The organism is Mesorhizobium subarcticum, assembly GCF_055456085.1.
In genome coordinates this window covers 5,467,329-5,491,453 of sequence record NZ_CM144237.1, presented here as the reverse complement: position 1 = coordinate 5,491,453, position 24,125 = coordinate 5,467,329, and the positions used below count along the sequence as shown (strand labels likewise).

Here is a 24,125-nt window from a genome sequence, read left to right as displayed (position 1 = left end):
AGGAGTGGATCAGTTTGCAGCGCGGATTTCGCGTACGCCCTTGCGCAGCCGCCGGCGCAACAGATTGCGCAACGTCACCCCGTCGCCATAGCCGACCTTGGCGGCGATCTCCTCGACGCTATCCGACGTGGTTTTCAACAAATGCACAGCCTGCTCGACGCGCAGATCCTGGAAATAGGACAGCGGCGTCTTGCCAAGCACATCGTTGACCCGCCGCGATAGCGTCCGCTTGCTGGCACCCAGTGCTGTGGCTGCTTCGTCGAGATTGAAACCGGTGGCGAGACGGCCTCGCGCCCATCGTTCGAAACGCTCGACCAGCGGGTTTGAATGGGCGAGGTGGTCCGAGATTGCATAGGCCGATTGCAGCGGCCGGCTGTCGACGATCAGATATTTCGCCGTCAGTGCCGCCAGCTCCGGGCTTGTCTGGCGGATCACCATCAAAGCGAGGTCGATATGGCCGAGCGCCGCACCGGCGGTCGCGAACTGTCCGTCATTGATCAGCATGCGCGAGGCGTCGAGCCGCACTTGCGGGTAACGTTGCCGGAACATCGGCGCCAGCCACCAGGTGGTGGTTGACGGCCGGCGGTCGAGCAGGCCGGTCTCCGCCAGGATGAACGTGCCGATGCAGGCAGCGCCGATGCGGGTGCCGGCTTCGGCGGCAGCGCGCAACGCCTTGGTTGCCCTGGCGATGTCGTCTCGCTTCAGCGCCTCGGCAAGCGGGTCCGGCATTTTCTGGCCGATCGCCGGGATCACCAGCCAATCGGGGCGCGCCTCGCTGCCCATCGGGATGACCGGCACCTGAAGGCCTTGCCCGGTGTGGACGGTGTCGCTCACCCCGACAACAGTCGTGGCGAAATGGCCGAGTGGCGACGCCAGCATCCCGGCCAGTTCGTTGGCGGTACCGAAAACGTCGAGCATGGTGGCCAGTCCGGTGTCGAAGACGCCGTCAAGCGCAAGCACGGAAATGTTCATGGCAATAATGATATCAAAGATGTCATTTTTGCCAATACGGTTTCCGCTCCGATGCTGCGATTGTCCCTCCGACGGCCCTTGGCCGTACAAACGACGAGGAGAAGACAAATGATCAAACTCGCACTGTTCGCGCGCTTCGAGGCCAAACCCGGCAAGGAGAAGGACGTCGCCGCGTTCCTCGCAACCGGGCTGCAACTGGCCAATCAGGAGGCCGGAACACCGATCTGGTTCGCCTTGCAGCTTTCGCCAAGCGTCTTCGGCGTCTTCGATGCCTTTCACGACGAGGCAGGGCGGCAGGCGCATCTCACCGGCGAGATCGCCAAGGCACTGATGGCCAATGCCGAAACACTGTTTGTCGGCCCGCCGACCATCGACAAGATCGACGTGCTCGGCCTCAAGAATGACGGTTCGGTCTGATTTCTTTGCGAACGCAATCCGGTCATGCGCCGGATTGCGCCGGCCAGGCTACGCCTGCGCCGCCAGCCAATCCCTGACCTTGCGCGCATTCTCGCTCAGCTCCCGGTTCTTCGGCCAGACGACATAGAAGGCCTTGCCGGTCTTGAGCACATGGTTGGTCACCGGCACCAGCAGTCCCGTCGCCAGCAGCCGCTCGGCCAGGTGTCGCCAGCCAAGGGCAATGCCTTGCCCCTCCATCACCCCCTGGATCACCAGGCCATAATCATTGATGCGCAGGCCGCGCGCAGTGTCGTCGAGGCCGCCGCCGGCCGACTGGAACCATTCGTCCCAACTGGCGGCCTCGCGATACGGCTCCTCGAGATGGATGAGACGGTGCGTGGCCAGTTCAGCCACGCTTTCGGGCATGCCGAACTTCGCGAGATAGCTGGTGCCGGCGACGGGGAAGATCTCCTCGTCGGCAAGCGGCAGCGAATGATAGTCCGGCCATTGCCGGGGCTCGCCGCCGCGCACGGCCAGCGGGATGCCTTCGGCGATGATGTCGAGGTCGCGGTCGGCGGTCTGGATGCGCAGATCGATGCCCGGCAATTCGTCGCGGAACTGCTGCAGGCGCGGCATCATCCAGAACGAGCCGAAAGCGGTCGATGCGGCAAGCGTCACGTGGCCGCCGGTCGCCTGCAGGCGCAGGTCCTCGGCCGACTTGCGGATATGAGACAAGCCCAGCGAGACGTCGGCGTGGAAGCGTTCGCCGGCTTCCGTCAGGCTGACCTGCCGGTGACGGCGCTGGAACAGCTTGGCGCCGAGCTGCTCTTCCAGACCGCGCACCGCATAGGAGACGGCGGCCTGGGTCATGCCGAGCTCGCGCCCGGCGGCGGTGAAGCTCGACAGCCGGCCGGCCGCCTCGAAGACGATCAGGCTGCCGGCGGAGGGCAGGAGATGGCGCAGGCTTCGCATAAGCTCAGCTTATACAAGAGATCAGGATTTTCCAGCGTCACAGCCATATTTCATGTCGCTAACTTGGCTGGAACGGACGCCAGGAGGTCTCATGAACGCACCCGCCGCTGAATTGACGGAGACCACGCATCGCCGAAGCGGCGGCCGCATCGGGCGCAAGGCTCTGCGAGCGGCTCCGATAATCTCGTTCCCGACCTTGGTCCGCAAGATTCCAGTCTACCAGATGATTCCGGACGAGGCGGTGGAACTGATCCACGAGGAATCGCTCAAGATTCTCGAGGAAGTAGGCTGCGAATTTCGCGACGACGGCGCGATCGAACTCTGGAAGGCGGCCGGCGCCGATGTCAGGGAGACGCGTGTCCGCATCGACCGTGCGCTGCTGATGGAGCTCGTCTCTAAGGTTCCGTCGGAGTTCACGCTCCATGCACGCAACCCCGAGCGTACGGTTCGCGTCGGCGGCAACAACTCGATCTTCGTGCCGATGTATGGCGCGCCTTACGTGCGCGACCTCGACAACAACAGGCGCTACGGCACGCTCGCCGATCTGAACAATTTCCACAAAATGGCCTACATGGCGCCGGCGCTGCATTCCTCGAGCTCGGTCATCTGCGAGCCGATGGAGATAGCGGTGCCGAAACGGCATTTGCACATCATCCATTCGGCGCTGAAGCATTCCGACAAGCCGTTCATGGGCATAGTGACATCGAAGGAGCGCGCGGAGGACACGATGGCGATGGCTGGCATCGTCTTCGGCGAGGAGTTCGTACGCGAAAACCCCGTGCTGGTGGCGATCACCAACTGTAATTCGCCGCTGGTATGGGACGCCACCATGATCGACGCCATGCGGGTCTATGCGAGCCACAATCAGCCGCTGATCCTGGCGCCTTTTGCGTTGTGCGGTGCTTCGACCTCGGCTTCTGCCGTCGGCGCGGTGGCGCAGGTCAACTCCGAGGCGCTTGCCGGCGTGGCGCTGACCCAGCTCATCCGACCAGGCTCACCTCAGGTCTACGGTCAGTTCATGGTCACGGTCGACATGAAGACCGGCGCGCCGATGGGCGGCACGCCGGAGGCCGCCCAGATGATGTATCTGATGGGGGCGCTGGCGCGAAAATACCGGCTGCCGTGGCGCACCTCAGGCTTCCATGTCGGCTCGAAGCTGAATGACGCCCAGGCGGGCTACGAATTGAACATGCTGATGCATGCCGCCATCCTGTCCGGCGCCAACTACATCTGGCATTCCGCTGGCTGGCTGGAAGCCGGCCTGACCTGCGGCTATTCGAAATTCGCGACGGACTGCGAACAGCTTGTCGGCTGGTACAAATATGCCGGCGGGCTTCCCTTCGACGATTTCAAGGAAGCAATGGCGGCGATCCGCGAGGTCGGGCCGCAGGGCCATTTCCTGGGCACCCAGCACACGCTCGAACATTTCGAGTCCGCTTTCTTCATGCCCTCGATCATGGACTTCAACTCCTACGAACAGTGGAAGGCCGAGGGCGCGAAGGACCATGACACCCGCGGTCGTGAGAAAGCGCGCAATATGCTCGCCGATTATGAGGAGCCGAAGCTCGACGAGGGCATCGCGGAAGGCCTGAAGGATTTTATTGCGCGGCGCGAGGAGAAGCTGCCGGACACTGTCAGTTGATGCAAAAGGGCGCAGACCCGACGGGAACTTAAGGGAGGAAAGAAAATGACACTTTTCAGAAGCAATGGCGATCGTGTCCCGAGCGCCATCGAGGCAATGGCACAAGAGGTACGTGCGGGCCGTATGGACCGGCGCGAGTTCCTGGCGCTGGCAAGCGCATTCGGAGCATCGACGGCTTTGGCCTACGGCATGATCGGCCTTGCGGCGCCGCAACAGGCTTTGGCAGAGGAGCCGAAGAAGGGCGGCACGCTGCATGTCTCGATGTCGGTCAAGGCGCAGAAGGACCCGCGCACCTATGACTGGGTTGAGCTTGCCAATATCTCGCGCAGCTGGCTGGAGCCGCTGGTCCGCTATACCAGACAGTTCACATTCGAGCCGGTGCTGCTTGAAAGCTGGGACATCAACGACGACGCCACCGAATATGTGCTGCATGTGCGCAAGGGCATTACGTGGAACAATGGCGATGCCTTCAACGCCGATGACGTCGCCTACAATCTGACGCGCTGGTGCGAGAAAGGCGTCGCCGGCAATTCGATGGCCGCACGCGTCGGCGCGCTGATCGATGCCAAAACCGGCAAGGCCAGGGACGGCGCGATCACCAAAGTCGACGACTCCACAGTCAAGCTGAAGCTCAGCGAGCCCGACATTTCGCTGATACCGAACTTCACCGATTACCCGGCGCTTGTCGTGCACCGCAATTTCGATGCCGACGGCGCCGACCCGATCAAGAAGCCGATCGGCACGGGAGCGTTCGAACTGGTCTCCTACGATGTCGGCCAGAAGGCGGTGGTGAAGCGCCGCGCAAACGGCAAATGGTGGGGCGGCGAGGCGCCGCTCGACAGCATCGAGTTCATCGACTACGGCACCGACTTCAACGCCACGGTGAACGCTTTCGAATCCGGCGAGATCGACCTCAATTTCGAGAGCCCGGCCGACTTCATCGACATCCTCGACAAGATGGGCCTGGAGAAATCGGAGGTCGCGACGGCAACGACACTGGTTGCCCGCACCAATGTCACTCACAAGCCCTATGACGACCAGCGGGTGCGCAACGCGCTGCAGATGGCCGTCGACAACAATGCCGTCTTGCAGCTCGGCTATAACGGGCGCGGCACGGTCGGCGAGAATCACCATGTCAGTCCGATCCACCCGGAATATTATCCGTTGCCCAAGAAGACGCGCGACGCCGCGGGCGCCAAGAAGCTGATGGCGGACGCCGGCCAGGCCGACTTCGAGCATGAGCTGATCACCATCGAGGACGACTGGCAGAAGAACACCGGCGACGCGATTGCCGGCCAGCTGCGGGATGCCGGCATCAAGGTGAAGCGCACCGTGCTGCCGGGGTCGACCTTCTGGAACGACTGGACGAAATATCCCTATTCGATGACCATCTGGTACATGCGCCCGCTCGGCGTCCAGGTGCTGGCGCTGGGCTATCGCACCGGCGAGGCCTGGAATGAATCAGCCTATTCCAACCCTGACTTCGACGCCAAGCTCAAACAGGCGCTTTCGCTGATCGACGTAGCCAAGCGCAAGGAAGTGATGAAGGACGTCGAGCAAATCCTGCAGGATTCGGGTGTCATCATCCAACCCTACTGGCAGAAGCTCTACAGCCACACCAACAAGAAGGTGAAGAATTACGGCGTCCATCAGACCTTCGAGATGGACCTCCAGAATGTCTGGCTGGACGGCTGAAAGGAGGCGGCGCAGGGACTTCATGAGCCGCAAAAAAGCCGATATGCAGGACGCGTGGTGTTGATTGCCTCAAGCCATCAAAAGCCGGAGATTCTGCATGCGACTGACAGTGCTCCTTGCCGCCCTTGCGACAGCCTTGCCGGCGGCCGCCTTCGCCGGTCCGGCGTCAGACGCCGTGAAGTTCTTCTATGTCCCGGAAGTCAAGTTCGAGGCCGAAGCACAATACCGGGGTCGCTTCACCGAGCCGGTGACGAAGCTGTTCGATCTCAACGATCAGGCGACCAAGAAGAACCCGGACCAGGTCGCCTGCATCGACTTCGACCCTGGTCTGGATGCGCAGGATTTCGACCAGAAGACCATCTCGAAAACGTTGAAACTGTCCGAGAAGCTGGATGGTGACAATGCCGAGGTTACAGCGTCCTTCAGCCTTTTCCCGGAAGGCGATGACGCCAAACGGGAAATGGTCTGGTCGCTCAAGAAGATCGACGGCACGTGGAAGATATCGGACATCGCCTCGAAGACCAGCAACTGGAAGCTCAGCGCGCTGGAATGCGTGGCCGGCCAGGATTGATGCGATGGCCCGTCGTCGGTTCCTCGCACTGTCGACCCTGTGCCTGTTGGCTGCGGGCTTGAGCGGCGCCACTGCACAAGGGTTATTTGGCGCGCCGCCGGCAAACAACCCGGCCGGCACGGCGCCGGGCGATAGTGGGACACCGGCAAATCCGCCGACGACGGCGCCGCCGGCTGACAGCGCGCCTGCCGCACCCATCCAGCCGGGATCGCCGACAGCGGTGGTGCGGCCGTTCTACAATCAGGTCAACCTTGAGGTCGATCCGTCGCAACGCGGCCATTTCATCGATCCGGCTAAAACCGTGCTCGACAAGAGCGACGCGCTGCGCAAATCGGGGCAGGGCGAGTGCCTCGATCCCAACATGGCGCTCGACAATGCCGACTATGACAAGGACGAGATCGACAAGAGCCTGAAGACGATCGAAGCGATCAATGGCGACCAGGCCAAGGTGGTCGTCGCCTTCGTCGTCGCCGGCAATCCGCACCGCCTCGAATGGAAGCTCAAGAAGGTCGGCGGCGACTGGAAGATCACGGACCTTCTGTCGGTGACCGGCGAATGGGCGCTCAGCCAGTATCAGTGCGAATGAGCGTCGAGCTAGCCGCGTCCGCGATAGGGAGCAACGCCGGTGTCCGGCAGCCAGGCGCCTTCGGGTGGAGCGCCGGTCTGCCAGAAGACGTCGATCGGAATGCCGCCGCGCGGATACCAATAGCCGCCTATGCGCAACCACAACGGCTTGGTTGCTGCCACGATGCGGCGACCGATCATCACGGTACAGTCTTCATGGAAGGCGCCATGGTTGCGGAACGAGGTCATGAACAGCTTCAGCGATTTCGATTCCACCAGAGCCGCGTCGGGTGCGTAATCGATGACGATATGGGCGAAATCCGGCTGCCCGGTGACCGGGCAGAGCGAGGTGAATTCCGGACAGGTGAAGCGCACGATGGCGGGCGGTCCGTCGCCGCGCGTGAACGGCACGGTCTCCAGGACCGCCTGTTCGGGGCTCTGTGGCGTCTCGACGTGCGCGCCGAGCTGGGTGAGGGTTTTGGTATCGATCATGAGTGGGACGTCCTTCGAATTTGCCGCTCATTAGCACAATTTGGAAAAGCAGGAAGATGATGACCAGCAACGACCCGCTCCTCCAACCCTATCAGCTGAAGCATCTGACGCTGAAGAACCGGGTGATGTCGACCAGCCACGAGCCGGCCTACTCCGAGGACGGCATGCCGAAACAGCGCTACCGGCTCTACCATGCCGAAAAGGCCAAAGGCGGCATGGCACTGACCATGACCGCCGGCTCGGCCATCGTCTCGCGCGACAGCCCTGCCGCCTTCGGCAATCTGCATGTCTATGACGACCGCATCGTGCCGTGGCTCGCGGAACTCGCTGACGCCTGCCACGAGCATGACTGCAAGGTGATGATCCAGATCACCCATCTCGGCCGCCGCACCGGCTGGAACAAGGCTGACTGGCTGCCGGTGCTTTCGGCCTCGCCGGTGCGCGAGCCGGCGCACCGCGCTTTCCCAAAAACCATCGAGGATTGGGACATCGAACGCATTATCGCCGACTATGCGTCGGCCGCTCAGCGCTGCCAGGCGGCCGGCCTCGACGGTATCGAATTCGAATCCTACGGCCATCTGATGGATGGCTTCTGGTCGCCGGCCACCAACCATCGCGACGACGAGTATGGCGGCTCGCTCGACAATCGCCTGCGCTTCACCCACATGGTGCTCGACGCGGTGCGCGCGGCGGTCGGCGAGAAATTCGTCGTTGGCATTCGCATGGTCGCCGACGAGGATTTTGAAAAAGGCTTGTCGAAAGAGGAGGGCGTCGAGATTGCCCGACAGCTGGCCAATTCCGGCAAGGTCGATTTCCTCAACATCATCCGCGGTTCGATCGAAAGTGACGCGGCGTTGACCAAGGTCATCCCGGTGACCGGCATGCGCTCTTCGCCGCATCTCGATTTCGCTGGCGAGGTGAGGGCGGCGACGAAGTTCCCGACCTTCCATGCGGCGCGGATTTCCGACGTTGCCACCGCGCGCCACGCGATCGCCACCGGCAAGCTTGACATGGTCGGCATGACCCGTGCGCATATCGCTGATCCGCACATCATCAAGAAGGTGATGGAAGGCCGCGAGCACGAGATCCGCCCCTGTGTGGGGGCCACCTATTGTCTCGATCGTATCTACGAAGGCGGCGAGGCGCTGTGCGTGCACAATGCGGCGACCGGCCGCGAGGCCGAGATTCCGCACATCATCGTCAAGACTGGAGCGCCCAAACGGAAAGTCGTCGTTGTCGGCGCAGGGGCAGGCGGATTGGAGGCGGCGCGTGTTGCAGCAGAGCGCGGCCATCACGTCACAATCCTGGAGGCGTCATCGCAGGCCGGCGGCCAGGTGCGCCTGGCGACGCAGAATCCGCGCCGCAAGGAATTGATCGGCATCATCGACTGGCGGCTGGCCGAACTCGACCGGCTCGGCGTCGAGATCCGCTATGACACCTGGGCGGAGCAGGATGATGTTCTGGCGCTGGCGCCCGATGTCGTCGTGGTCGCCACCGGCGGCTTGCCGCAGAACCCGCCGCTGACATCAGGCGACAATCTCGTCACCTCGAGCTGGGACATCATGGCCGGTAGCGTCAAACCGGCCGAGAACGTGCTGCTCTTTGACGACAATGGCGGCCATCAGGGCATGGGCGCGGCCGAGTTGATCGCCAACAGCGGCGCAAGGCTGGAACTGGTCTCGCCGGAGCGTTTCTTCGCGCCAGAAATGGGCGGCATGAACCACGTGCCCTATATGCGCGCCTTCCAGGAAAAGGGCGTCACCATCACCATCAACACGCGCCTGCGCTCGGTGCGGCGCGAGGGCAACCAACTGGTTGCCGAGCTCGCTTCGGATTTTGCCGATGGCTGGCGCGGGGAGCGCAGGGTCGATCAGGTGGTGGTCGAGCACGGCACCGCACCACTCGATGATCTCTATCTCAGCCTGAAGCCGCTTTCGAAGAATGGCGGCGCGATCGACTACGAACGTCTGGTTGGTGGCGGCGACATCTTTCCGTCGCACAACCCGCAAGCCGGCTTCACGCTGCTGCGCATCGGCGATGCGGTGGCTTCGCGCAATATCCACGCCGCCATCTATGACGGGATAAGGTTCGGCTTGCGGATCTGATCCTCGGCCTGCTCAGGCCGGCATGTTGAACGGCGTGATGATCTGCGGCCTGACCAGGGAGGCGGCGCACAATGCGATCGCCTCTTCTGCGGAAGGCTATTCTTCCCCACCAATCTCGATCGCCCCCGCCGCTCGGCGGCCTGGCGCCCGAAACCCAGCAGGTGCTTTTCCGCCGCGCGCTGGATGCGGGATGGGAACCGGCGGCCTTCGTTGAGGCACTCAAGAAACAGGCGCGCAAAAAGCTGACCTGATCGTTCGCTGCTTCCGTTGGCGAGAACTGGTGGCGCGCGGCAAAACCTGCATGCGAGAGCCCGTGCATGTCGGCCCTGCCGCGCGCCCGCACGTCATGGCCGGGGCCAAGGGACGTACGGTTCGTGTATTTGGTGATTGCCGCTATGCGGCGTTCCTCAAATGAACCGTGCCACTGCCATGCACAGCACGGTGATGACCAGTAAACCCGCGGCAATTCGCTCGCCCATCGTCATTCTGGCGCGCAGCCTGGGTTGCACCGCTGGATCGGAACCGACCAATCGACGGCTGGCGGAACCAACCACCGCGCCCTGAACGCCGGCGGCGGCGAGCGCGGTCAGAATACCCAGCGCCAGCACCGTTTCCGTCGAGCCGAAATAGGCGGCGTGGAAGAAATACCAGAGCAGTGCGCCGGTCAGGAAGACGCCGGTGGCTGCGCCCATCTGCGGTCGAAACAGCCGCTCGGCGCGGATATCCGGGTCTCGCGCCAACGTAATCGTGGTACCGGCCCAGAAAACGCCGGCCATGACGTGAAGGCCCATTACAACGACGTAGACATATTGCATACCGACACTCCTCTCGGCTGTTGCTCTAATAGTTAGATATCTAATCATTAGATGTCAACGTATAAATGCGAGCCTGTTCCATCCCTGGAGAACACCGTCTAGTGTCGGCTGATGACGCCCTTTGAACGCCCGCCGGTCGGCATGAATCTCGGCCGCACCGCCAAGCTGGTTGCCCAAGCCTTCGACGCCGCTCTGGTCGAGGCCGGTGGTACATTGCCGGTCTGGCTGACATTGTTGTCGGTCAAGTCGAATGGGCTAGCCAATCAGCGCGAGCTTGCCAGCATGATCGGCATCCAGGGCGCGACGCTCACCCACCATCTCAACGCGATGGAGGGGCAGGGCCTGCTGACGCGCCGCCGCGATCCAGTCAACCGGAGGGTCCATCTGGTCGAATTGACAGAAGCGGGAGAAGCGCTGTTCGAGACATTGCGGCAAGCCGCGCTTGTCTTCGACAAGCGGCTTCGCACAGGGTTGCCCGACGAGCGTCTGGCTGAGTTCGCGAAGGTGCTGGCGGCGTTGCGGGACAATGTGGAGAGCTAGGAGAGCCGGGCCACCGACTCAGTCTTCATAGGCCGGGATCGCGCCAAATGCATAATGGCGCAGCTTCAGCGCGGTGATCAGATCGGTGAGCTTCGTCTTGCCGTCGAAACTGTCCTGGAACATCTCGTCATGCATGAGCAGGATGAGCTTGCCCGGTCTGGCGAAGTGGCCATAGCCGAACAAATGATCGATCTCGCTGACCAGATGGTCGACACTCTGGACAGGCTCGCCGCTGTCCTTGTGCACCCATTCGTGGTCCCAGCCATAGAGATAGAAGCCGGAAGCCGCGACGAATTCGTAGTCCGGATCCTCCCGGCCGGCTTGCGCGGGCCCGAGCGAGTTGTCGTTCTTTGACATCGAAGGCAGCCGAAACACATCACGCCCGGGCAGCCGCGCATGCACCGCGGGCTTCAGGCCCAGCACCGCATTCGCCTTGAGCATGTCGGCAACCACCCCTTCCGTATCGCTGTAGAAGTGCCGGTAGTGATTGTAGGCGTGGCTGTAGCTGTGGTTGCCGATCGTCACCAGCGGTATTGCCTTGGCGCGCCGCACCAGCGCCTTGCTGGACGCACTGGCCACGGCATGCATGCCGACCATGAACAATGTTGCCGGAACCTGCTTCGCCTCCAGCACGTCGAGGATGTTGCTGGTGCCGTTCAGCGGGCCATCGTCGAAGGTCAGATATATGGTGCGATCCGCCCCATGGGCCGGCAGCGCCGACAGCAGCATGGCCGCCAGGACAAGCCGAAAGACTATCATAGACTGATGTAACCGATTGCGATCGCGACAGGCCGCCATTTCAGCGATTGGTTGTCAAGACGGGCCGGGTCCCACCTAGGCCAGGCTGCCCTGCAGGACCGTCAGCCTGGCCTTCTTCGGCATGCGGGCGGTCAGCCATTCCAACGCCTTGTCGTGCGGCATCGGGAAGGCGATGGAATAGCCTTGCACCTGGTCGCAGCCGATCGCCATCAGGGAGTCGAGTTCGGCCTCGGTTTCGGCACCCTCGGCGACGATCGAGATGCCGAGGCCGCGGGCAAGCTCGGTGATGGCGCGCACGATCTTGGAGTTGTCGCCATTCTCATGGATGTTTTGCACGAAGCGGCGGTCGATCTTGAGCCGGTCGATCTCGTTGGGATTGACGTGGCTGAGCGATGCATAGCCGGTGCCGAAATCGTCCAGTTCCAGATGCACGCCGGCCGCCCGGATATGACGCAGCTTTGCCGCTATACCCGTCTTCTCGTCGTCCAGAATGACGGATTCGACGATTTCCAGCGACAGTTTCTGCGGCGGCAGTCCGGCCTTTTCCAGCGTCTCGAACAGAAACGCATCAAAATCGTGCTCACGCAACTCGGTGCCCGAAACATTGACGGCAAGCCGCCCGAACGCAATCCCGGCACGGTTCCATTCGGCGGCCTGGTTGATCGCCTTGCCGATCACGATGCGACCGATCTCTGGCATGAAGCCGCATTTCTCGGCGACCGGAATGAATTCACCAGGAGCAATCATGCCACGTTCGGCATGGTTCCAGCGCACCAGCGCCTCGATGCCGCTGATAGCGCCGGTGGTCAGCGAGACCTGCGGCTGGAAATAGGCCTGGAATGCCCGCTCGGCGATGGCGACCTTGATGTCGTGCTCAAGCTGCTTGCGATAGTCGAGTTCACGGCGCAACTCTTCGGAGAAGAACGAGAAGTTGCCGCCCCCCATCTTCTTGGCCGAGTAAAGCGCCAGATCGGCATGGACAAGCAGGTCCTGCGCGTTGTCGGCGTCGATCGGATAAACGGCGATGCCGCCGCTGGCGCCCGGAAGAATGGTGGTGCCCTGGAAGACGATCGGCTCGTTGATGTGCGCCAGGATGCGTCGTGCCAGCATATTGATGTCTTCGGTGCTGCCGGCGCCGTTGAGGATCATCACGAATTCGTCGCCACCGAGCCGCGCGCACAAATCCGACGCCCGGCAGGAATCGCGCATGCGCTGTGCCGTCACCACCAGGACATAGTCGCCGGCGGCGTGGCCCAGCGTATCGTTGATCTGCTTGAAGCGGTCGAGGTCGAGCTGTACCACGGCCAGACGTTCGCGCCGCCGGTGCGCACCCTTGATGAGCGTCTCGAAATGGTCGGTCAGGAAGGTGCGGTTGTGCAGGCCGGTCAGGCCGTCATGAACAGCGATGAAGGCCATCGAATTGCGCGCGTCGACCAGTTCACGCGTCTTGCGCAGGATAGCGTTGGACATCGGCCTGAAGATGAACAGCGCCACCAGCAGGATGACGCCGAGCGTGGCGTAGAACAGCGTGCGATGGAGGGAGAGCAGCTTTTCGGAGCGCTCATCGGCTTCGGCGGAGATGCGCTGGCCGAGCGCGGCATAGCCCGACAAGGTGGCATTGGCGACCGAGGCATCAAGGTTGACGCGTTCGGCGCCACCTTTGTAACCCTCATTGTCGAGATTGAGCCGCGATTCGAGGGCTGAGATCAGACGGTCGCCATTGGCGATCAGCCCAACCGAGAAATAGTCCAGATGGAAGGGCTTGGCGAAAAGCACGCTTTCGATCGACTGCGGATCGAGCTTGGCCGGAGATGCCGGATCCGCGCCGGTCTGCTTGAGCAGCAGATCGTAGTTGGTCTCGAACTCCGCAGTGGCCTGCTTCAGCGCGCTGGCCAGCGCCGGCTGCTTGTCGCGCGAGGCGGCACTCGTTTCACTGGCTAGGAAGACGATGCGTTGCGACAACGTCTTCTGCGTGCCGACGATGTCGAGCAAGGTATGGTTATGCTGCTGGGTGGCCATCGTCTGCTGCAGCAGGACGAAGGAGGCCGCGACCATGGCGGCAATGATTAGCAATGCCAGCCAGTAGCCGGCTTTGATCAGCAGTATGAGCTTGCCTGAAACGGTTTGCACCGGCTGCTGCGACATGTTCGGGGGCGGCCTCTCGCCAACGGATTCCTGTATGAGCATCATTGAACTGGAAACGTTAACAGGACCGGAAACCGATAGCCGGCCGGCAAGGGGGAGGCGTGGAAAGATCGCGAAATGGTTATCGGGTCCTTTCGCGGCCGGCCCGCATTTGAACTTTCGTAGCCCGCGTATTTCCGGGTAGTCGCCTGGGCGCTGCCCTTGGCGTCTCGTCTGATGCTGCCCCGCCACCCGATCCGGTCGCTTTTGCGATGGATTTTTTACGCAACCGGGACGACAGTCTGCCCACGTCAAACGGGACCTGATCATGACCGCAGCATTCCTCTCCCACATCGACAGCGAGCTTGCCGGGCTCAAAACGGCCGGCCTCTACAAGTCCGAGCGGGTGATTTCCTCGATGCAGTCGGCGCAGATCGAGGTCGGCGGCGAGAAAGTGCTGAATTTTTGCGCCAACAACTATCTCGGCCTCGCCGACAGCGCCGATTTGCGAGCGGCGGCCACCCAGGCGCTTGACCGTTATGGTTACGGCATGGCGTCAGTGCGCTTCATCTGCGGCACGCAGGAGGAACACAAGCAACTCGAGGCGACGATTTCATCCTTCCTCGGCCTGGAAGACACCATCCTCTACGGCTCCTGTTTCGACGCCAATGGCGGCCTGTTCGAGACGCTGCTTGGCGAGGAAGACGCGATCATCTCGGATGCGCTGAACCACGCCTCGATCATCGATGGCGTCAGGCTGTCTAAGGCCAAACGCTTCCGCTACGCCAACAACGACATGGCCGATCTCGAAGCACGGCTGAAGGAAGCTGGGGATTGCCGCTTCCGGCTGATCGCCACCGACGGCGTGTTCTCGATGGACGGCATCATCGCCAACCTGAAAGGCGTCTGCGACCTTGCCGAGAAATACGACGCCATGGTCATGGTCGATGACAGCCATGCGGTTGGCTTCGTCGGCAAGAATGGTCGCGGCTCGGCCGAGCATTGCGGCGTCGAGGGCAGGGTCGACATCATCACCGGCACGCTGGGCAAGGCGCTCGGCGGCGCTTCCGGCGGCTACACCTCGGGCAAAAGCCAAGTGGTCGACTGGCTGCGCCAGCGCTCGCGGCCCTATCTCTTTTCCAACACGCTGATGCCGGCAATCGCCGGCGCCTCGATCAAGGTGTTCGAGCTGATCCGCAATGGCGACGCCTTGCGCGAGCGCCTATATGCTAATGCGGCGCGTTTCAGATCTGAGATGGGCAAGCTCGGCTTCACATTGGCCGGAGCCGATCATCCGATCATCCCGGTGATGCTGGGCGATGCCAGCCTGGCGCAGGAGATGGCGGCACGCATGCTGAAGCGCGGCATCTATGTCATCGGTTTCTCGTTCCCGGTGGTGCCGAAAGGCCAGGCGCGCATCCGCACCCAGATGTCGGCGGCGCATTCCATTGCCGATATCGACCATGCGGTGGAGGCTTTCGCTGCGGTCGGCAGGGAGCTGGGCGTGGTTTCCTGAACGGCCGGCGCCTAAAAGCGATTCCGGATCAAGAGATTCAAGGGACAAAAGAATGTCGAACATGATGAAGGCGCTGGTGAAGGCCAAGGCCGAGCCGGGCATCTGGATGGAAGAGGTACCGGTGCCGGAGATCGGCCCCAACGACGTGCTGATCAAGATCAAGAAGACGGCGATCTGTGGCACCGACGTGCATATCTACAATTGGGACCAGTGGGCACAAAAGACCGTGCCGGTGCCGATGGTCACCGGCCATGAATTTGTCGGCACCGTCGCCGATTTCGGCGCGGCGGTCACCGAATATAAGGTCGGCCAGCGCGTGTCGGGCGAGGGCCACATCGTCTGCGGCCATTGCCGCAACTGCCGCGCCGGGCGAGGGCATCTCTGCCGCAACACACTCGGCGTCGGCGTCAACCGGCCCGGCGCCTTCGGCGAGTATCTGGCGATCCCCCAGCACAATGTCGTGCCGATCCCCGACGACGTGCCCGACGAGATCGCGGCGATCTTCGATCCCCTGGGCAATGCCGTCCACACGGCATTGTCCTTCGACCTGGTCGGCGAGGACGTTCTGGTCACCGGCGCCGGGCCGATCGGCATCATGGGTGCGCTGGTGGCACAATGCGTCGGCGCGCGAAAGGTGGTCATCACCGACATCAACCCGGTGCGGTTAGCGCTGGCGAAAAAGCTCGGCGTCCAGCATGTCGTCGATGCCTCGAAGGAAAAGCTGCGCGATGTCATGCCGGTGCTCGGCATGACCGAGGGTTTTGACGTCGGCCTCGAAATGTCGGGTGCCGCCCCCGCCTTCCGCGACATGATCGACACCATGAACAATGGCGGCAAGATCGCCATTCTGGGCATCGCGCCGACCGGCTTCGAAATCGACTGGAACAAGGTCATCTTCAAGATGCTGCATCTCAAGGGCATCTATGGCCGCGAGATGTTCGAGACCTGGTACAAGATGATCGCGCTGGTCCAGGGTCCGCTCAATGTGTCGGGACTGATCACGCATCGGATTGGCATCGACGATTATCAGGCCGGGTTCGATGCGATGCGCAGCGGCAGTTCGGGCAAGGTGGTGATGGACTGGTAGGCTGTCGCGCCGAAAGCTAGAGTAATTCCAGAAAAAGTGTGAGCGGTTTTGCCGGGAAAAGCGCATCGCGCTTTCCCTTGGGAATTGCGTAAAAACAAGGAGTTAGAGCAATTCGCCGTTTCGGTGAAACGGTGAAATGCCTAGGGTCGCCTGGCTTTCAACCATTGGACCTGTCGCCAAGCGCGTCGCAGCGCGGTTGCGGCGGCACCGATCGCGATGATGGCAAGCGCGAGCGTCAGGATCTGGTTGTGGCCATTCCAGAGGAACTCCACTGAAGACAGCAGGGCCGCAACGGTTGCAACCGCCATGCGATGTGGTTTGGCCATCGGGCCGGAGAAATCGCTCGGCGCTCCATTGGCCCGTCCTAGTTCCCGCACATAGGCGGTAAGGACCGAAAAACAGGCCGCGGCCCAGCCAAGGCCAGGCATGGCGGTGCCGTAGCCTATTCCGACCATGATGGCGATGTCGGCGATCCTGTCCGGGAACTCGTTCCAGAACGGCCCATCGGCCGATGCCTTGCCGCCTTCAACCGCGACCATGCCATCGAACAGATTGCATAGCAGGCGCAGCTGGCAAAACAACGCAGCGGCCAGCAACAGCAGCAAACGAGCCGTGCCGTCGCTCTGCCCGCCAAGCCAGAAGGCGGCGCCGGCCAGCGCGCCGGCGAGGATGCTGGCCTGCGAAATCTGGTTGGGGGTCACCGAGAGCACGGCGAGGCGTCTGGCCATCGCTTGTGCCCAGCGCGTGTCGCGGCTTGCAAGTGGTCTGCGGTCGCCTGTGTTCATCACTGCCTCATCCCGGCGACCAGAAGTAATGCGTGAGGTGGAAGAAGATCGGAGCGGAGAAAACCACCGAATCCAGCCGATCGATCAGGCCGCCATGGCCGTCGATCAGATTGCCCCAATCCTTCACGCCGCGGTCGCGCTTGATGGCGGACATTACGAGGCCGCCGAAAAACCCCATCAGCGTGATCAGAAACGCCATCGCGCCCGCCTGGAGGGGAGAGAACGGCGTGATCCACCACAGGCCGGCACCAATGAGGCTGGCGCTCGCAACGCCGCCGACGAAACCTTCAAGCGTCTTGGACGGCGAAAGTTTTGGTGCGATCTTCGTACGCCCGATCATCTTTCCCCAGACATATTGCAGCACGTCGCTCAACTGCACGACGATGACAAGGAAGGCTATCAGAAGCACATTGCGGCCCTCGTAGCCTGGAATGTGCAAGGTCAGAAGAGCCGGCACGTGCGAGGCGCAGAAGACACAGATCATCAGCGCCCATTGCACTTCGGCGATTCGGACGAGGAAGTGCTGGGTGTCGCCCCGCACGGCCGAGATGATGGGCATCAACAGGAAGGCGTAGACCGGAATGAAAACGGAGAAGATTTCATAGTCCTCGATCCAGAGCAGGGCATACTGCAACGGCAGCACGACGAAAAACGCGGTCGCCAACGCCCAGTGGTCGGCACGCCGCGTATTGGTCAGCGTCACGAATTCGCGAAGCGCTGCAAAGGAACAGAAGCCGAAGAGGAGCAGAACGCCGATGCGCCCGGCGATGAATGCTATGGCGATGAGAATCGCCATCACCCACCAGGCATTGATACGGGCGTTGAGGTTCTCGATGGCCGGGTTCGAACCGTCTGGCGACAAGCGTCGCTCCAGGACATGACCCACGAAAGAGGCCACGAGCAGGATTCCGAAGACGCCGAGCACGAGAACCATCATGTCGAATTGGGTCGGGCTCATTCCGCTGCCTTTTTCGGCGCCAGCGCGAGTAGCGCCTCCCGTGCCCGCTCGAGAAACATATCTTTGTCCTCGCCATCAGCCAGGTGCATCGGCTCGCCGAACATCACCGTGCAGATCAATGGGATCGGCACGAATTCCCCTTTCGGCATCACCCGGTTCAGATTGGCGATCCATACCGGCACCAATTCGAAATCCGGGTGTAATGCCGCCAGATGGAACAGCCCGGATTTGAATGGCTGCAAGGACGCATCGGACTGGTTGCGCGTGCCTTCCGGGAAGAGGATCAACGAAGAGCCTTCCTTCATCGCTTCCCCCATGCTCTCGACAGGATCCATCGTTCGTCCGTCGCGATTGCGATCGATCAGGACGGCATTGAAAACGTCGCGCCCGATGAAGGCTCGGAGTTTTGATTTTAGCCAGTAGTCGGCGCCCGCTACGGGGCGGACCCGCCGACGCAGGCGCGGCGGCAGAACAGCCCAGATCAGGATGAAATCCCCATGGCTGGAGTGGTTGGCAAAGAAGATCGAGCGACGGCGAGGCAGCCTGCCTTCATGCCAGAACGGCCGGACGGCGGTGATCGCCCGGGCAAACAGCAAGACGATCAAGGCCACCGGCCTCGCGATCAGCGACTTCATCCACCCCCCAATTCGTTCGTGGATCATTCATCAGCTGACATGCAGCGCGGAAGATCCCTACCGGACAGACATGGATCGCGAGACTCAAATCTGTTTGAACGCGTTACCCCTTCGCTGTGGCCGTCTTATGTCTCCTCCGGCAACGGCTGTTGTTTCCTACCCAATGCGATTTCCAGCGACAAGACGCCCTTGACGATGGAGGCCCGTTCGTTGGCGCTCAACTTGGCCAGCAACGCCTGCTCGAACGCCTTCGCCAACGGCACCATCTCACGATAGGCGGCAAGACCCGCTTTGGTAAGCGTCAAATGCTCGACGCGGCGATCGTTCTTATCAGCAGTTCGGATGAGCCAGCGCCGCCTCTCGAGCTCGGCAACGGCACGCGACACCTTGGTCTTGTGCATGGCCGACTGCTCGCCAAGCTCTGTCGCGGTCATCGTCCCATGCTGGCCAAGTCCGGAAAGCGTTCGCCATTCCGGTCGCGTCAGCCCGTGACTGTCCTTGTATATCCGCGAGAACTCGCGGCTGACGGCATCGGCCAGGCGATAGAGCCGGTAGGGCAGGAAGCGTTCGAGTTCCAGGCTCTCCGGTTCCATGGATCATTTTCCTTGCGCGCCATGGTGGCATTGATAGTTACATTTTCGATGGTTACAGATGAAACCAATCTGGTCAATGCGGGAGGAACCGATGGCCTTTTCCTACATGCCTGGCTTCGGCAACGATTTTGAGACCGAAACCTTGCCCGGCTCGCTGCCGCAAGGGCGGAATTCGCCTCAGCGGCCGGCTTACGGCCTCTATGCCGAGCAGCTTTCCGGCTCCCCCTTCACCGCGCCGCGCGGCACCAATGAGCGCTCCTGGCTCTACCGGATCCGGCCGAGCGTCAAGCACACTGGCCGCTTCAAGGCGGCGACCTATCCCCTGTGGAAGACTGCCCCCAATGTCGGCGATCATGAACTGGCGCTTGGCCAGTATCGCTGGAACCCGGTGCCGATGCCGAAGGCGCCGACCGATTTCATTGCCGGCATGCGCAGCATAACCACCGCCGGTGACGTGCTCGGGCAAAGCGGCATGGCTGCCCATGTCTATGTCGCCAACAAATCGATGGTCGACGATCATTTCTTCAACGCCGATGGTGAGTTGCTGGTCGTCCCACAGGTCGGCGCCTTGCGTTTCGTCACAGAGATGGGCGTCATCGAGCTCAGGCCCGGCGAGATCGCCGTTTTGCCGCGCGGCCTGGTCTTCAAGGTCGAACTCGTCGATGCCGAAGTGCGTGGCTATGTCTGCGAGAACTACGGCGCCAAGCTGACCTTGCCTGACCGCGGCCCGATCGGCGCCAATTGCCTGGCGAATCCGCGCGACTTCAAGACGCCTTGCGCCTGGTTCGAGGAGAAGGAGACACCTTGCCGGCTGACGGTGAAATGGTGCGCCAATTTCCATGTCACCGAGATCGGCCATTCGCCGCTCGACGTCGTTGCCTGGCATGGCAATTACGCGCCGTACAAATATGATCTGGCGACCTTTTCGCCGGTTGGCGCGCTGTTGTTCGACCATCCCGACCCGTCGATCTTCACGGTGCTGACCGCGCCGAGCGGCGAGGAAGGCACCGCCAACATCGACTTCGTCATCTTCCCGCCGCGCTGGCTGGTGGCCGAAGATACGTTCCGGCCGCCCTGGTATCACCGCAACATCATGAGCGAGTTCATGGGGCTGATCCACGGCCAGTACGATGCCAAGGAGGAAGGTTTTGTCCCCGGCGGCATCAGCCTGCACAATCTGATGCTGGCCCATGGGCCGGACGCCCCTGGCTTCGAAAAGGCCTCGCGTGCCGACCTGAAACCGGTCAAGCTCGACAACACCATGGCCTTCATGTTCGAGACCCGTTACCCGCAGATGCTGACCCGCTACGGCGCTGAACTCGAAACCCGGCAGGACAATTACATCGACTGCTGGTCCGATCTTAAGAAGCGCTTCAATGGCACGCCCGAGGGCGACTGGTCTTGAGATCAGTTCAATGAGTGATCGCCTTGTGCTTCTGGGCTCCAAGGGTGGTCCGGCGCTGCGGCCAGGCGGACCGTGGCCGAGTTCATCGCTGCTCGAGATCGGCGGTCGAACCATCGTTGTCGATTGCGGGCTTGGCGTGACGCGCGGTCTGGTCGACGCCAGCATCAGCCTGAAGGCGCTCGACCTGGTCTTCATCACGCATCTGCATTCCGACCATGTGCTGGAACTGGGGCCGTTGATCCACACCGCCTGGACAGCGGGGCTGACGACGCCGGTCAATGTGTTCGGCCCACCCGGCACCGGCCACTACTGGCGGCGTTTTTGCCAGGCGATGGAATTCGACATCGAGATCCGCATTGTTGATGAGGGCCGGCCCGATATCCGTGAGTTGGTATCGATCAGCGAGTTCGGCGAAGACCAGGTGGTCGAGCAGCGCGGCCTGAAAGTGACGGCACTGCGTGTCGACCATCCGCCGGTCACAGACTGCTTTGCTCTGCGCTTCGCGCATGGCGGGAAAAGCGTGGTCTTTTCCGCCGACACGGCTTTCTTTCCACCACTCGCCGATTTCGCCGAAGCTACTGACATTCTCGTCCATGAAGCCATGCTGGAAGAAGGTATCGAGCGGCTGGTCGCCAGAACCGGCAATGGCGCTCGGCTCAAGGAGCATCTGCTCGCCAGCCACAGTTTTGCCGAGGAGGCCGGGCGCATCGCCAGCGACGCCGGCGTGAAGAGACTGGTGCTCAACCACCTCATTCCCGCCGACGATCCCGAGATCGGCGAGGCCGACTGGACGGCGGCTGTCAGGAAAACATGGGCCGGCGACTTGACGATCGCCCGCGACGGCCTTGTTGTGGAGCTAGTATGATCCCGAACCGAAGGACCGCGTTCAGCGAAAAGTGGGAACCGGTTTTCGGAAAAGATCATGCGCAAGACAAAAAACCTAAGCAGCGGGAAAGCTGCACAAGGAGAGGAATCGCATGAAGCTTGCCACATTGAAGGACGGGACGCGTGACGGAAAACTCGTCGTCGTCTCGCGCGACCTGACGCAGTACACCGACGCCTCGTTCCTGGCGCGCACACTGCAGGCGGCTCTCGACGACTGGCGCAGGATTTCGCCGCATCTCGGCACAATCGCGGAATCACTGGAGAACAATGCGCTCCCCTCCGCCCGCTTTCATGAGCACGACGCCCATTCGCCGCTGCCGCGCGCCTATCAATGGGCTGACGGGTCGGCCTATGTGAACCATGTCGAACTGGTCCGCAAAGCACGTGGCGTCGAGATGCCGGCGAGCTTCTGGACCGACCCGCTGGTCTACCAGGGCGGTTCGGACTCCTTCATTGCGCCACGCGACCCGATCCGCATGGCTGACGAAGCTTTTGGCATCGACATGGAGGCGGAGGTCGCTGTCATCGTCGACGACGTGCCGATGGGCGCCAGCCTCGATGAAGCCCGCGCCGCGATCCGGCTGGTGATGCTGGTCAATGACGTCACGCTGCGCACGCTCACCGGGCCGGAATTGGCCAAGGGGTTTGGCTTCTTCCAGTCGAAACCGTCCTCGGCCTTTTCGCCGGTCGCGGTGACGCCGGATGAACTGGGCGATGCCTGGGATGGCGGCAAGGTCAGTCTGCCGCTGCTTGCCGATCTCAACGGCAAACCCTTTGGCCGCGCCGATGCCGGCGTCGACATGACCTTCGATTTTCCGGCGCTGATCGTGCACGCCGCCAGGACAAGGCCGCTGGTATCAGGCACCATCATCGGCTCGGGCACGGTCTCCAACAAGCTCGACGGCGGCCCGGGCAAGCCCGTCTCGGCCGGCGGCGCCGGCTATTCCTGCATTGCCGAACTGCGTATGATCGAGACCATCGAGGCGGGCGAGCCCAAGACGCCGTTCCTGCGCTTCGGCGACACGGTGCGCATCGAGATGAAGGACAAGACCGGACATTCGATCTTCGGCGCCATCGAGCAGAAGGTCGAGAAATACCAGGGGTAAGCAGGGGGCAATGGAATGACGGGGGAGGCGTTCTATCTTCTGGCCGGCGTCTGGGCGCTTGGGATTCTGGCGGTCTTCATCCTCGCGATCCGGTTGAGCTACCGCATCGAGGCGCGTTCGCCTGATCTCACCAACCGCAGCGGCTTTCCGCGCAAGGCGATGATGTTTCACACCATCACCAACATGAAGGTCGCTCGAGACGAAGAAACGCAAGCCATGCGCAGGCGCATGAACTGGTTGCTGCTGGTCGCTCTCGCCGGATTCGCGATCATGGGGGCAGGCCTGCATATGGTGCGGGCAGGGGGATGATCTCATGACCCTGCTGGATCATCTGCGCCGCATGGCGGGCAACAATCTCTGGTCGAACGACCGGCTCTATCGTGCCGTATTGGCTCTCGAGCCCGGCGAGTTCGAGGCTGAGCGCACCAGCTTTTTCCCGTCGATCAAGGCGACGCTCAACCACATGCTGGCGGTCGATCATCTCTATCTCGACTTTCTTGAAGAGGGAGGCGTTGGTGCCGCCGCCCATGATGATTTCATGCCTTTCGATGAGCCGCAGGCACTTTACGTCGCTCAGCTTGCGGCCGATCGGAGGCTGATCGCCTTCTGCAATGGCCTGTCGGAAGCCGATCTCGACCGCCGCGTCAGCACTGACCGGCGCGAGGACGGCATGATCTCCGAGCGCATCGGCGACATCCTCGCCCATGCCTTCCTGCACGACATCCACCACCGCGGCCAGGTGCACGCCATGCTGTCCGGCACCTCGGTCGAGCCGCCGCAACTCGACGAGTTCCTGCTCGATTACGATGTGAAGCTGAGGGAGAAAGAGGTCGAGCGGCTAGGATTGTGAGCCGGATCTTTCGTCTATCAGGCCAGAGCGACGCCGTACCGGGCGAAATGCGGGTCGGATGTCAAAATGGTCAGGTTCTCCACCTGTGCTTGCGCAATCAGCAGTCGGTCGAACGGATCACCATGGTGGTGGGGTAGGCCACTGACGGCGTTCGCATGCTGGAGGGTTACGGCGAGCGGATGAAATCGCATCCTTGGAAGCAGCGTTGGCAGATCGTCCGGCGCGTCGAGTTTTCCGATCGAACGTTTGATGGCAATTTCCCAAACACTTGCCGCGCTCGCAAACACCACCGCCTCCGAAACCAGGATAGCGCGGTGCTGCTCGCTGAGACGTCGGTCGTCCGAAATCGACCAGAGGATGATATGCGTGTCGGCGAGAAACGGGCCGACCGTCATTTTACGTACTCGTCCCATTCAGGACCGAGTTCATCAAAATCGTCCGCAATCCAGATCTTGCCTTTCAAGGCGCCGATACGCGGCAGAGGTTCGGCGGCCACCGGCGGTACAATGCGCGCGGCCACTTTGCCGTGGCGTGTAAGTATGATCTCCTCGCCGGCTTCCGCGCGGCTGACGAGTTCCGACAATTTGGCCTTGGCCTCGGCGATGGAAACATTCATAGCTCGATCCTTTATGACCATAATTTAGGTCATAATTGATCG

26 protein-coding genes are annotated in these 24,125 nt (G+C 61.9%); 14 read left to right on the top strand and 12 right to left on the bottom strand.

Features of this window, described 5'->3' with window-relative positions; genetic code table 11:
- Nucleotides 1-9: 9 nt before the first annotated feature.
- A complete protein-coding gene (locus ACZYHG_RS26970; protein WP_464611150.1) occupies nucleotides 10-972 on the bottom strand; it encodes a GlxA family transcriptional regulator in 963 nt (320 codons plus the stop codon).
- Nucleotides 973-1,080: 108 nt separating this feature from the next.
- On the opposite strand from ACZYHG_RS26970, the gene ACZYHG_RS26965 reads away from it, so the two are divergent.
- Nucleotides 1,081-1,389: a putative quinol monooxygenase gene (locus tag ACZYHG_RS26965; RefSeq protein WP_464611149.1), complete on the top strand. Its 309-nt coding sequence runs from the start codon at nucleotides 1,081-1,083 to the stop codon at nucleotides 1,387-1,389.
- 48 nt (nucleotides 1,390-1,437) lie between these two features.
- On the opposite strand, the gene ACZYHG_RS26960 is transcribed toward ACZYHG_RS26965, so the two are convergent.
- Nucleotides 1,438-2,340 (bottom strand): LysR substrate-binding domain-containing protein, encoded by a 903-nt coding sequence (locus ACZYHG_RS26960; protein ID WP_464611148.1) that lies wholly within the window; start codon nucleotides 2,338-2,340, stop codon nucleotides 1,438-1,440.
- A 91-nt stretch (nucleotides 2,341-2,431) separates the two neighbouring features.
- On the opposite strand from ACZYHG_RS26960, the gene ACZYHG_RS26955 reads away from it, so the two are divergent.
- The 4 genes from ACZYHG_RS26955 (at nucleotide 2,432) to ACZYHG_RS26940 (ending at nucleotide 6,834) form a co-directional block, all read left to right on the top strand.
- Nucleotides 2,432-3,982, top strand: coding sequence for a trimethylamine methyltransferase family protein (locus tag ACZYHG_RS26955; RefSeq protein ID WP_464611147.1), 1,551 nt, complete (start codon nucleotides 2,432-2,434; stop codon nucleotides 3,980-3,982).
- 45 nt (nucleotides 3,983-4,027) lie between these two features.
- Complete coding sequence (locus ACZYHG_RS26950) at nucleotides 4,028-5,677, top strand: ABC transporter substrate-binding protein (RefSeq protein WP_464611146.1); 1,650 nt, start codon at nucleotides 4,028-4,030, stop codon at nucleotides 5,675-5,677.
- A gap of 97 nt (nucleotides 5,678-5,774) precedes the next feature.
- Nucleotides 5,775-6,248: a DUF3828 domain-containing protein gene (locus ACZYHG_RS26945; RefSeq protein ID WP_464611145.1), complete on the top strand. Its 474-nt coding sequence runs from the start codon at nucleotides 5,775-5,777 to the stop codon at nucleotides 6,246-6,248.
- Between the two features lie 4 nt (nucleotides 6,249-6,252).
- On the top strand, nucleotides 6,253-6,834 hold the full coding sequence (locus tag ACZYHG_RS26940) for a YqhG/Tai3 family protein (protein ID WP_464611144.1): 582 nt from the start codon (nucleotides 6,253-6,255) through the stop codon (nucleotides 6,832-6,834).
- An 8-nt stretch (nucleotides 6,835-6,842) separates the two neighbouring features.
- Here ACZYHG_RS26940 and queF read toward each other — a convergent pair whose 3' ends face one another.
- Nucleotides 6,843-7,304: a preQ(1) synthase gene (gene queF / locus ACZYHG_RS26935; RefSeq protein WP_027034682.1), complete on the bottom strand. Its 462-nt coding sequence runs from the start codon at nucleotides 7,302-7,304 to the stop codon at nucleotides 6,843-6,845.
- Between the two features lie 59 nt (nucleotides 7,305-7,363).
- On the opposite strand from queF, the gene ACZYHG_RS26930 reads away from it, so the two are divergent.
- On the top strand, nucleotides 7,364-9,409 hold the full coding sequence (locus tag ACZYHG_RS26930) for an oxidoreductase (RefSeq protein ID WP_464614800.1): 2,046 nt from the start codon (nucleotides 7,364-7,366) through the stop codon (nucleotides 9,407-9,409).
- 407 nt (nucleotides 9,410-9,816) lie between these two features.
- On the opposite strand, the gene ACZYHG_RS26925 is transcribed toward ACZYHG_RS26930, so the two are convergent.
- Nucleotides 9,817-10,224 carry a hypothetical protein gene (locus ACZYHG_RS26925; protein WP_464611143.1) on the bottom strand — a complete coding sequence of 136 codons (408 nt, stop codon included), beginning with the start codon at nucleotides 10,222-10,224 and terminating at the stop codon, nucleotides 9,817-9,819.
- Nucleotides 10,225-10,335: 111 nt separating this feature from the next.
- Between ACZYHG_RS26925 and ACZYHG_RS26920 the strand changes: the two genes are divergently transcribed.
- Nucleotides 10,336-10,764, top strand: coding sequence for a MarR family winged helix-turn-helix transcriptional regulator (locus ACZYHG_RS26920; protein ID WP_464611142.1), 429 nt, complete (start codon nucleotides 10,336-10,338; stop codon nucleotides 10,762-10,764).
- 18 nt (nucleotides 10,765-10,782) lie between these two features.
- Here the strand turns inward: ACZYHG_RS26920 and ACZYHG_RS26915 are convergent, their stop codons facing one another.
- On the bottom strand, nucleotides 10,783-11,523 hold the full coding sequence (locus tag ACZYHG_RS26915; protein ID WP_464611141.1) for a polysaccharide deacetylase family protein: 741 nt from the start codon (nucleotides 11,521-11,523) through the stop codon (nucleotides 10,783-10,785).
- Between the two features lie 75 nt (nucleotides 11,524-11,598).
- Nucleotides 11,599-13,668, bottom strand: a complete 2,070-nt coding sequence (locus tag ACZYHG_RS26910) for a putative bifunctional diguanylate cyclase/phosphodiesterase (RefSeq protein WP_464611140.1) — start codon at nucleotides 13,666-13,668, stop codon at nucleotides 11,599-11,601.
- Between the two features lie 307 nt (nucleotides 13,669-13,975).
- Here ACZYHG_RS26910 and ACZYHG_RS26905 point away from each other — a divergent pair, with 307 nt between their 5' ends.
- Nucleotides 13,976-15,163, top strand: coding sequence for a glycine C-acetyltransferase (locus ACZYHG_RS26905; protein WP_464611139.1), 1,188 nt, complete (start codon nucleotides 13,976-13,978; stop codon nucleotides 15,161-15,163).
- 52 nt (nucleotides 15,164-15,215) lie between these two features.
- The gene (tdh, locus tag ACZYHG_RS26900) at nucleotides 15,216-16,250 is read left to right on the top strand and encodes an L-threonine 3-dehydrogenase (RefSeq protein ID WP_464611138.1); all 1,035 of its coding nucleotides are present in this window, start codon (nucleotides 15,216-15,218) and stop codon (nucleotides 16,248-16,250) included.
- A 140-nt stretch (nucleotides 16,251-16,390) separates the two neighbouring features.
- On the opposite strand, the gene ACZYHG_RS26895 is transcribed toward tdh, so the two are convergent.
- The 4 genes from ACZYHG_RS26895 to ACZYHG_RS26880 all read right to left on the bottom strand — a co-directional run bounded on the left by ACZYHG_RS26895 (nucleotide 16,391) and on the right by ACZYHG_RS26880 (nucleotide 19,221).
- A complete protein-coding gene (locus ACZYHG_RS26895) occupies nucleotides 16,391-17,038 on the bottom strand; it encodes a CDP-alcohol phosphatidyltransferase family protein (protein WP_464611137.1) in 648 nt (215 codons plus the stop codon).
- A gap of 4 nt (nucleotides 17,039-17,042) precedes the next feature.
- Nucleotides 17,043-17,993, bottom strand: coding sequence for a phosphatidate cytidylyltransferase (locus ACZYHG_RS26890; RefSeq protein ID WP_464611136.1), 951 nt, complete (start codon nucleotides 17,991-17,993; stop codon nucleotides 17,043-17,045).
- Complete coding sequence (locus tag ACZYHG_RS26885) at nucleotides 17,990-18,628, bottom strand: lysophospholipid acyltransferase family protein (RefSeq protein ID WP_464611135.1); 639 nt, start codon at nucleotides 18,626-18,628, stop codon at nucleotides 17,990-17,992. The genes ACZYHG_RS26890 and ACZYHG_RS26885 overlap by 4 nt, the downstream gene beginning before the upstream one ends.
- Nucleotides 18,629-18,753: 125 nt before the next feature.
- Complete coding sequence (locus ACZYHG_RS26880; RefSeq protein ID WP_464611134.1) at nucleotides 18,754-19,221, bottom strand: MarR family winged helix-turn-helix transcriptional regulator; 468 nt, start codon at nucleotides 19,219-19,221, stop codon at nucleotides 18,754-18,756.
- Nucleotides 19,222-19,312: 91 nt separating this feature from the next.
- Here ACZYHG_RS26880 and hmgA point away from each other — a divergent pair, with 91 nt between their 5' ends.
- From hmgA to ACZYHG_RS26855, 5 genes are all read left to right on the top strand, one after another.
- A complete protein-coding gene (gene hmgA / locus ACZYHG_RS26875; protein WP_464611133.1) occupies nucleotides 19,313-20,626 on the top strand; it encodes a homogentisate 1,2-dioxygenase in 1,314 nt (437 codons plus the stop codon).
- Between the two features lie 10 nt (nucleotides 20,627-20,636).
- Nucleotides 20,637-21,491, top strand: a complete 855-nt coding sequence (locus ACZYHG_RS26870; RefSeq protein ID WP_464611132.1) for an MBL fold metallo-hydrolase — start codon at nucleotides 20,637-20,639, stop codon at nucleotides 21,489-21,491.
- Nucleotides 21,492-21,603: 112 nt separating this feature from the next.
- Complete coding sequence (locus ACZYHG_RS26865) at nucleotides 21,604-22,617, top strand: fumarylacetoacetate hydrolase family protein (protein WP_464611131.1); 1,014 nt, start codon at nucleotides 21,604-21,606, stop codon at nucleotides 22,615-22,617.
- A 15-nt stretch (nucleotides 22,618-22,632) separates the two neighbouring features.
- The gene (locus ACZYHG_RS26860) at nucleotides 22,633-22,926 is read left to right on the top strand and encodes a hypothetical protein (protein ID WP_464611130.1); all 294 of its coding nucleotides are present in this window, start codon (nucleotides 22,633-22,635) and stop codon (nucleotides 22,924-22,926) included.
- Nucleotides 22,927-22,930: 4 nt separating this feature from the next.
- Entirely contained in the window at nucleotides 22,931-23,467 is a 537-nt protein-coding gene (locus ACZYHG_RS26855; RefSeq protein ID WP_464611129.1) for a DinB family protein, read from the top strand.
- A gap of 17 nt (nucleotides 23,468-23,484) precedes the next feature.
- Here ACZYHG_RS26855 and ACZYHG_RS26850 read toward each other — a convergent pair whose 3' ends face one another.
- Entirely contained in the window at nucleotides 23,485-23,862 is a 378-nt protein-coding gene (locus tag ACZYHG_RS26850; protein WP_464611128.1) for a type II toxin-antitoxin system VapC family toxin, read from the bottom strand.
- The gene (locus ACZYHG_RS26845) at nucleotides 23,859-24,083 is read right to left on the bottom strand and encodes a type II toxin-antitoxin system Phd/YefM family antitoxin (protein WP_464611127.1); all 225 of its coding nucleotides are present in this window, start codon (nucleotides 24,081-24,083) and stop codon (nucleotides 23,859-23,861) included. The genes ACZYHG_RS26850 and ACZYHG_RS26845 overlap by 4 nt, the downstream gene beginning before the upstream one ends.
- Between the last annotated feature and the right edge of the window lie 42 nt (nucleotides 24,084-24,125).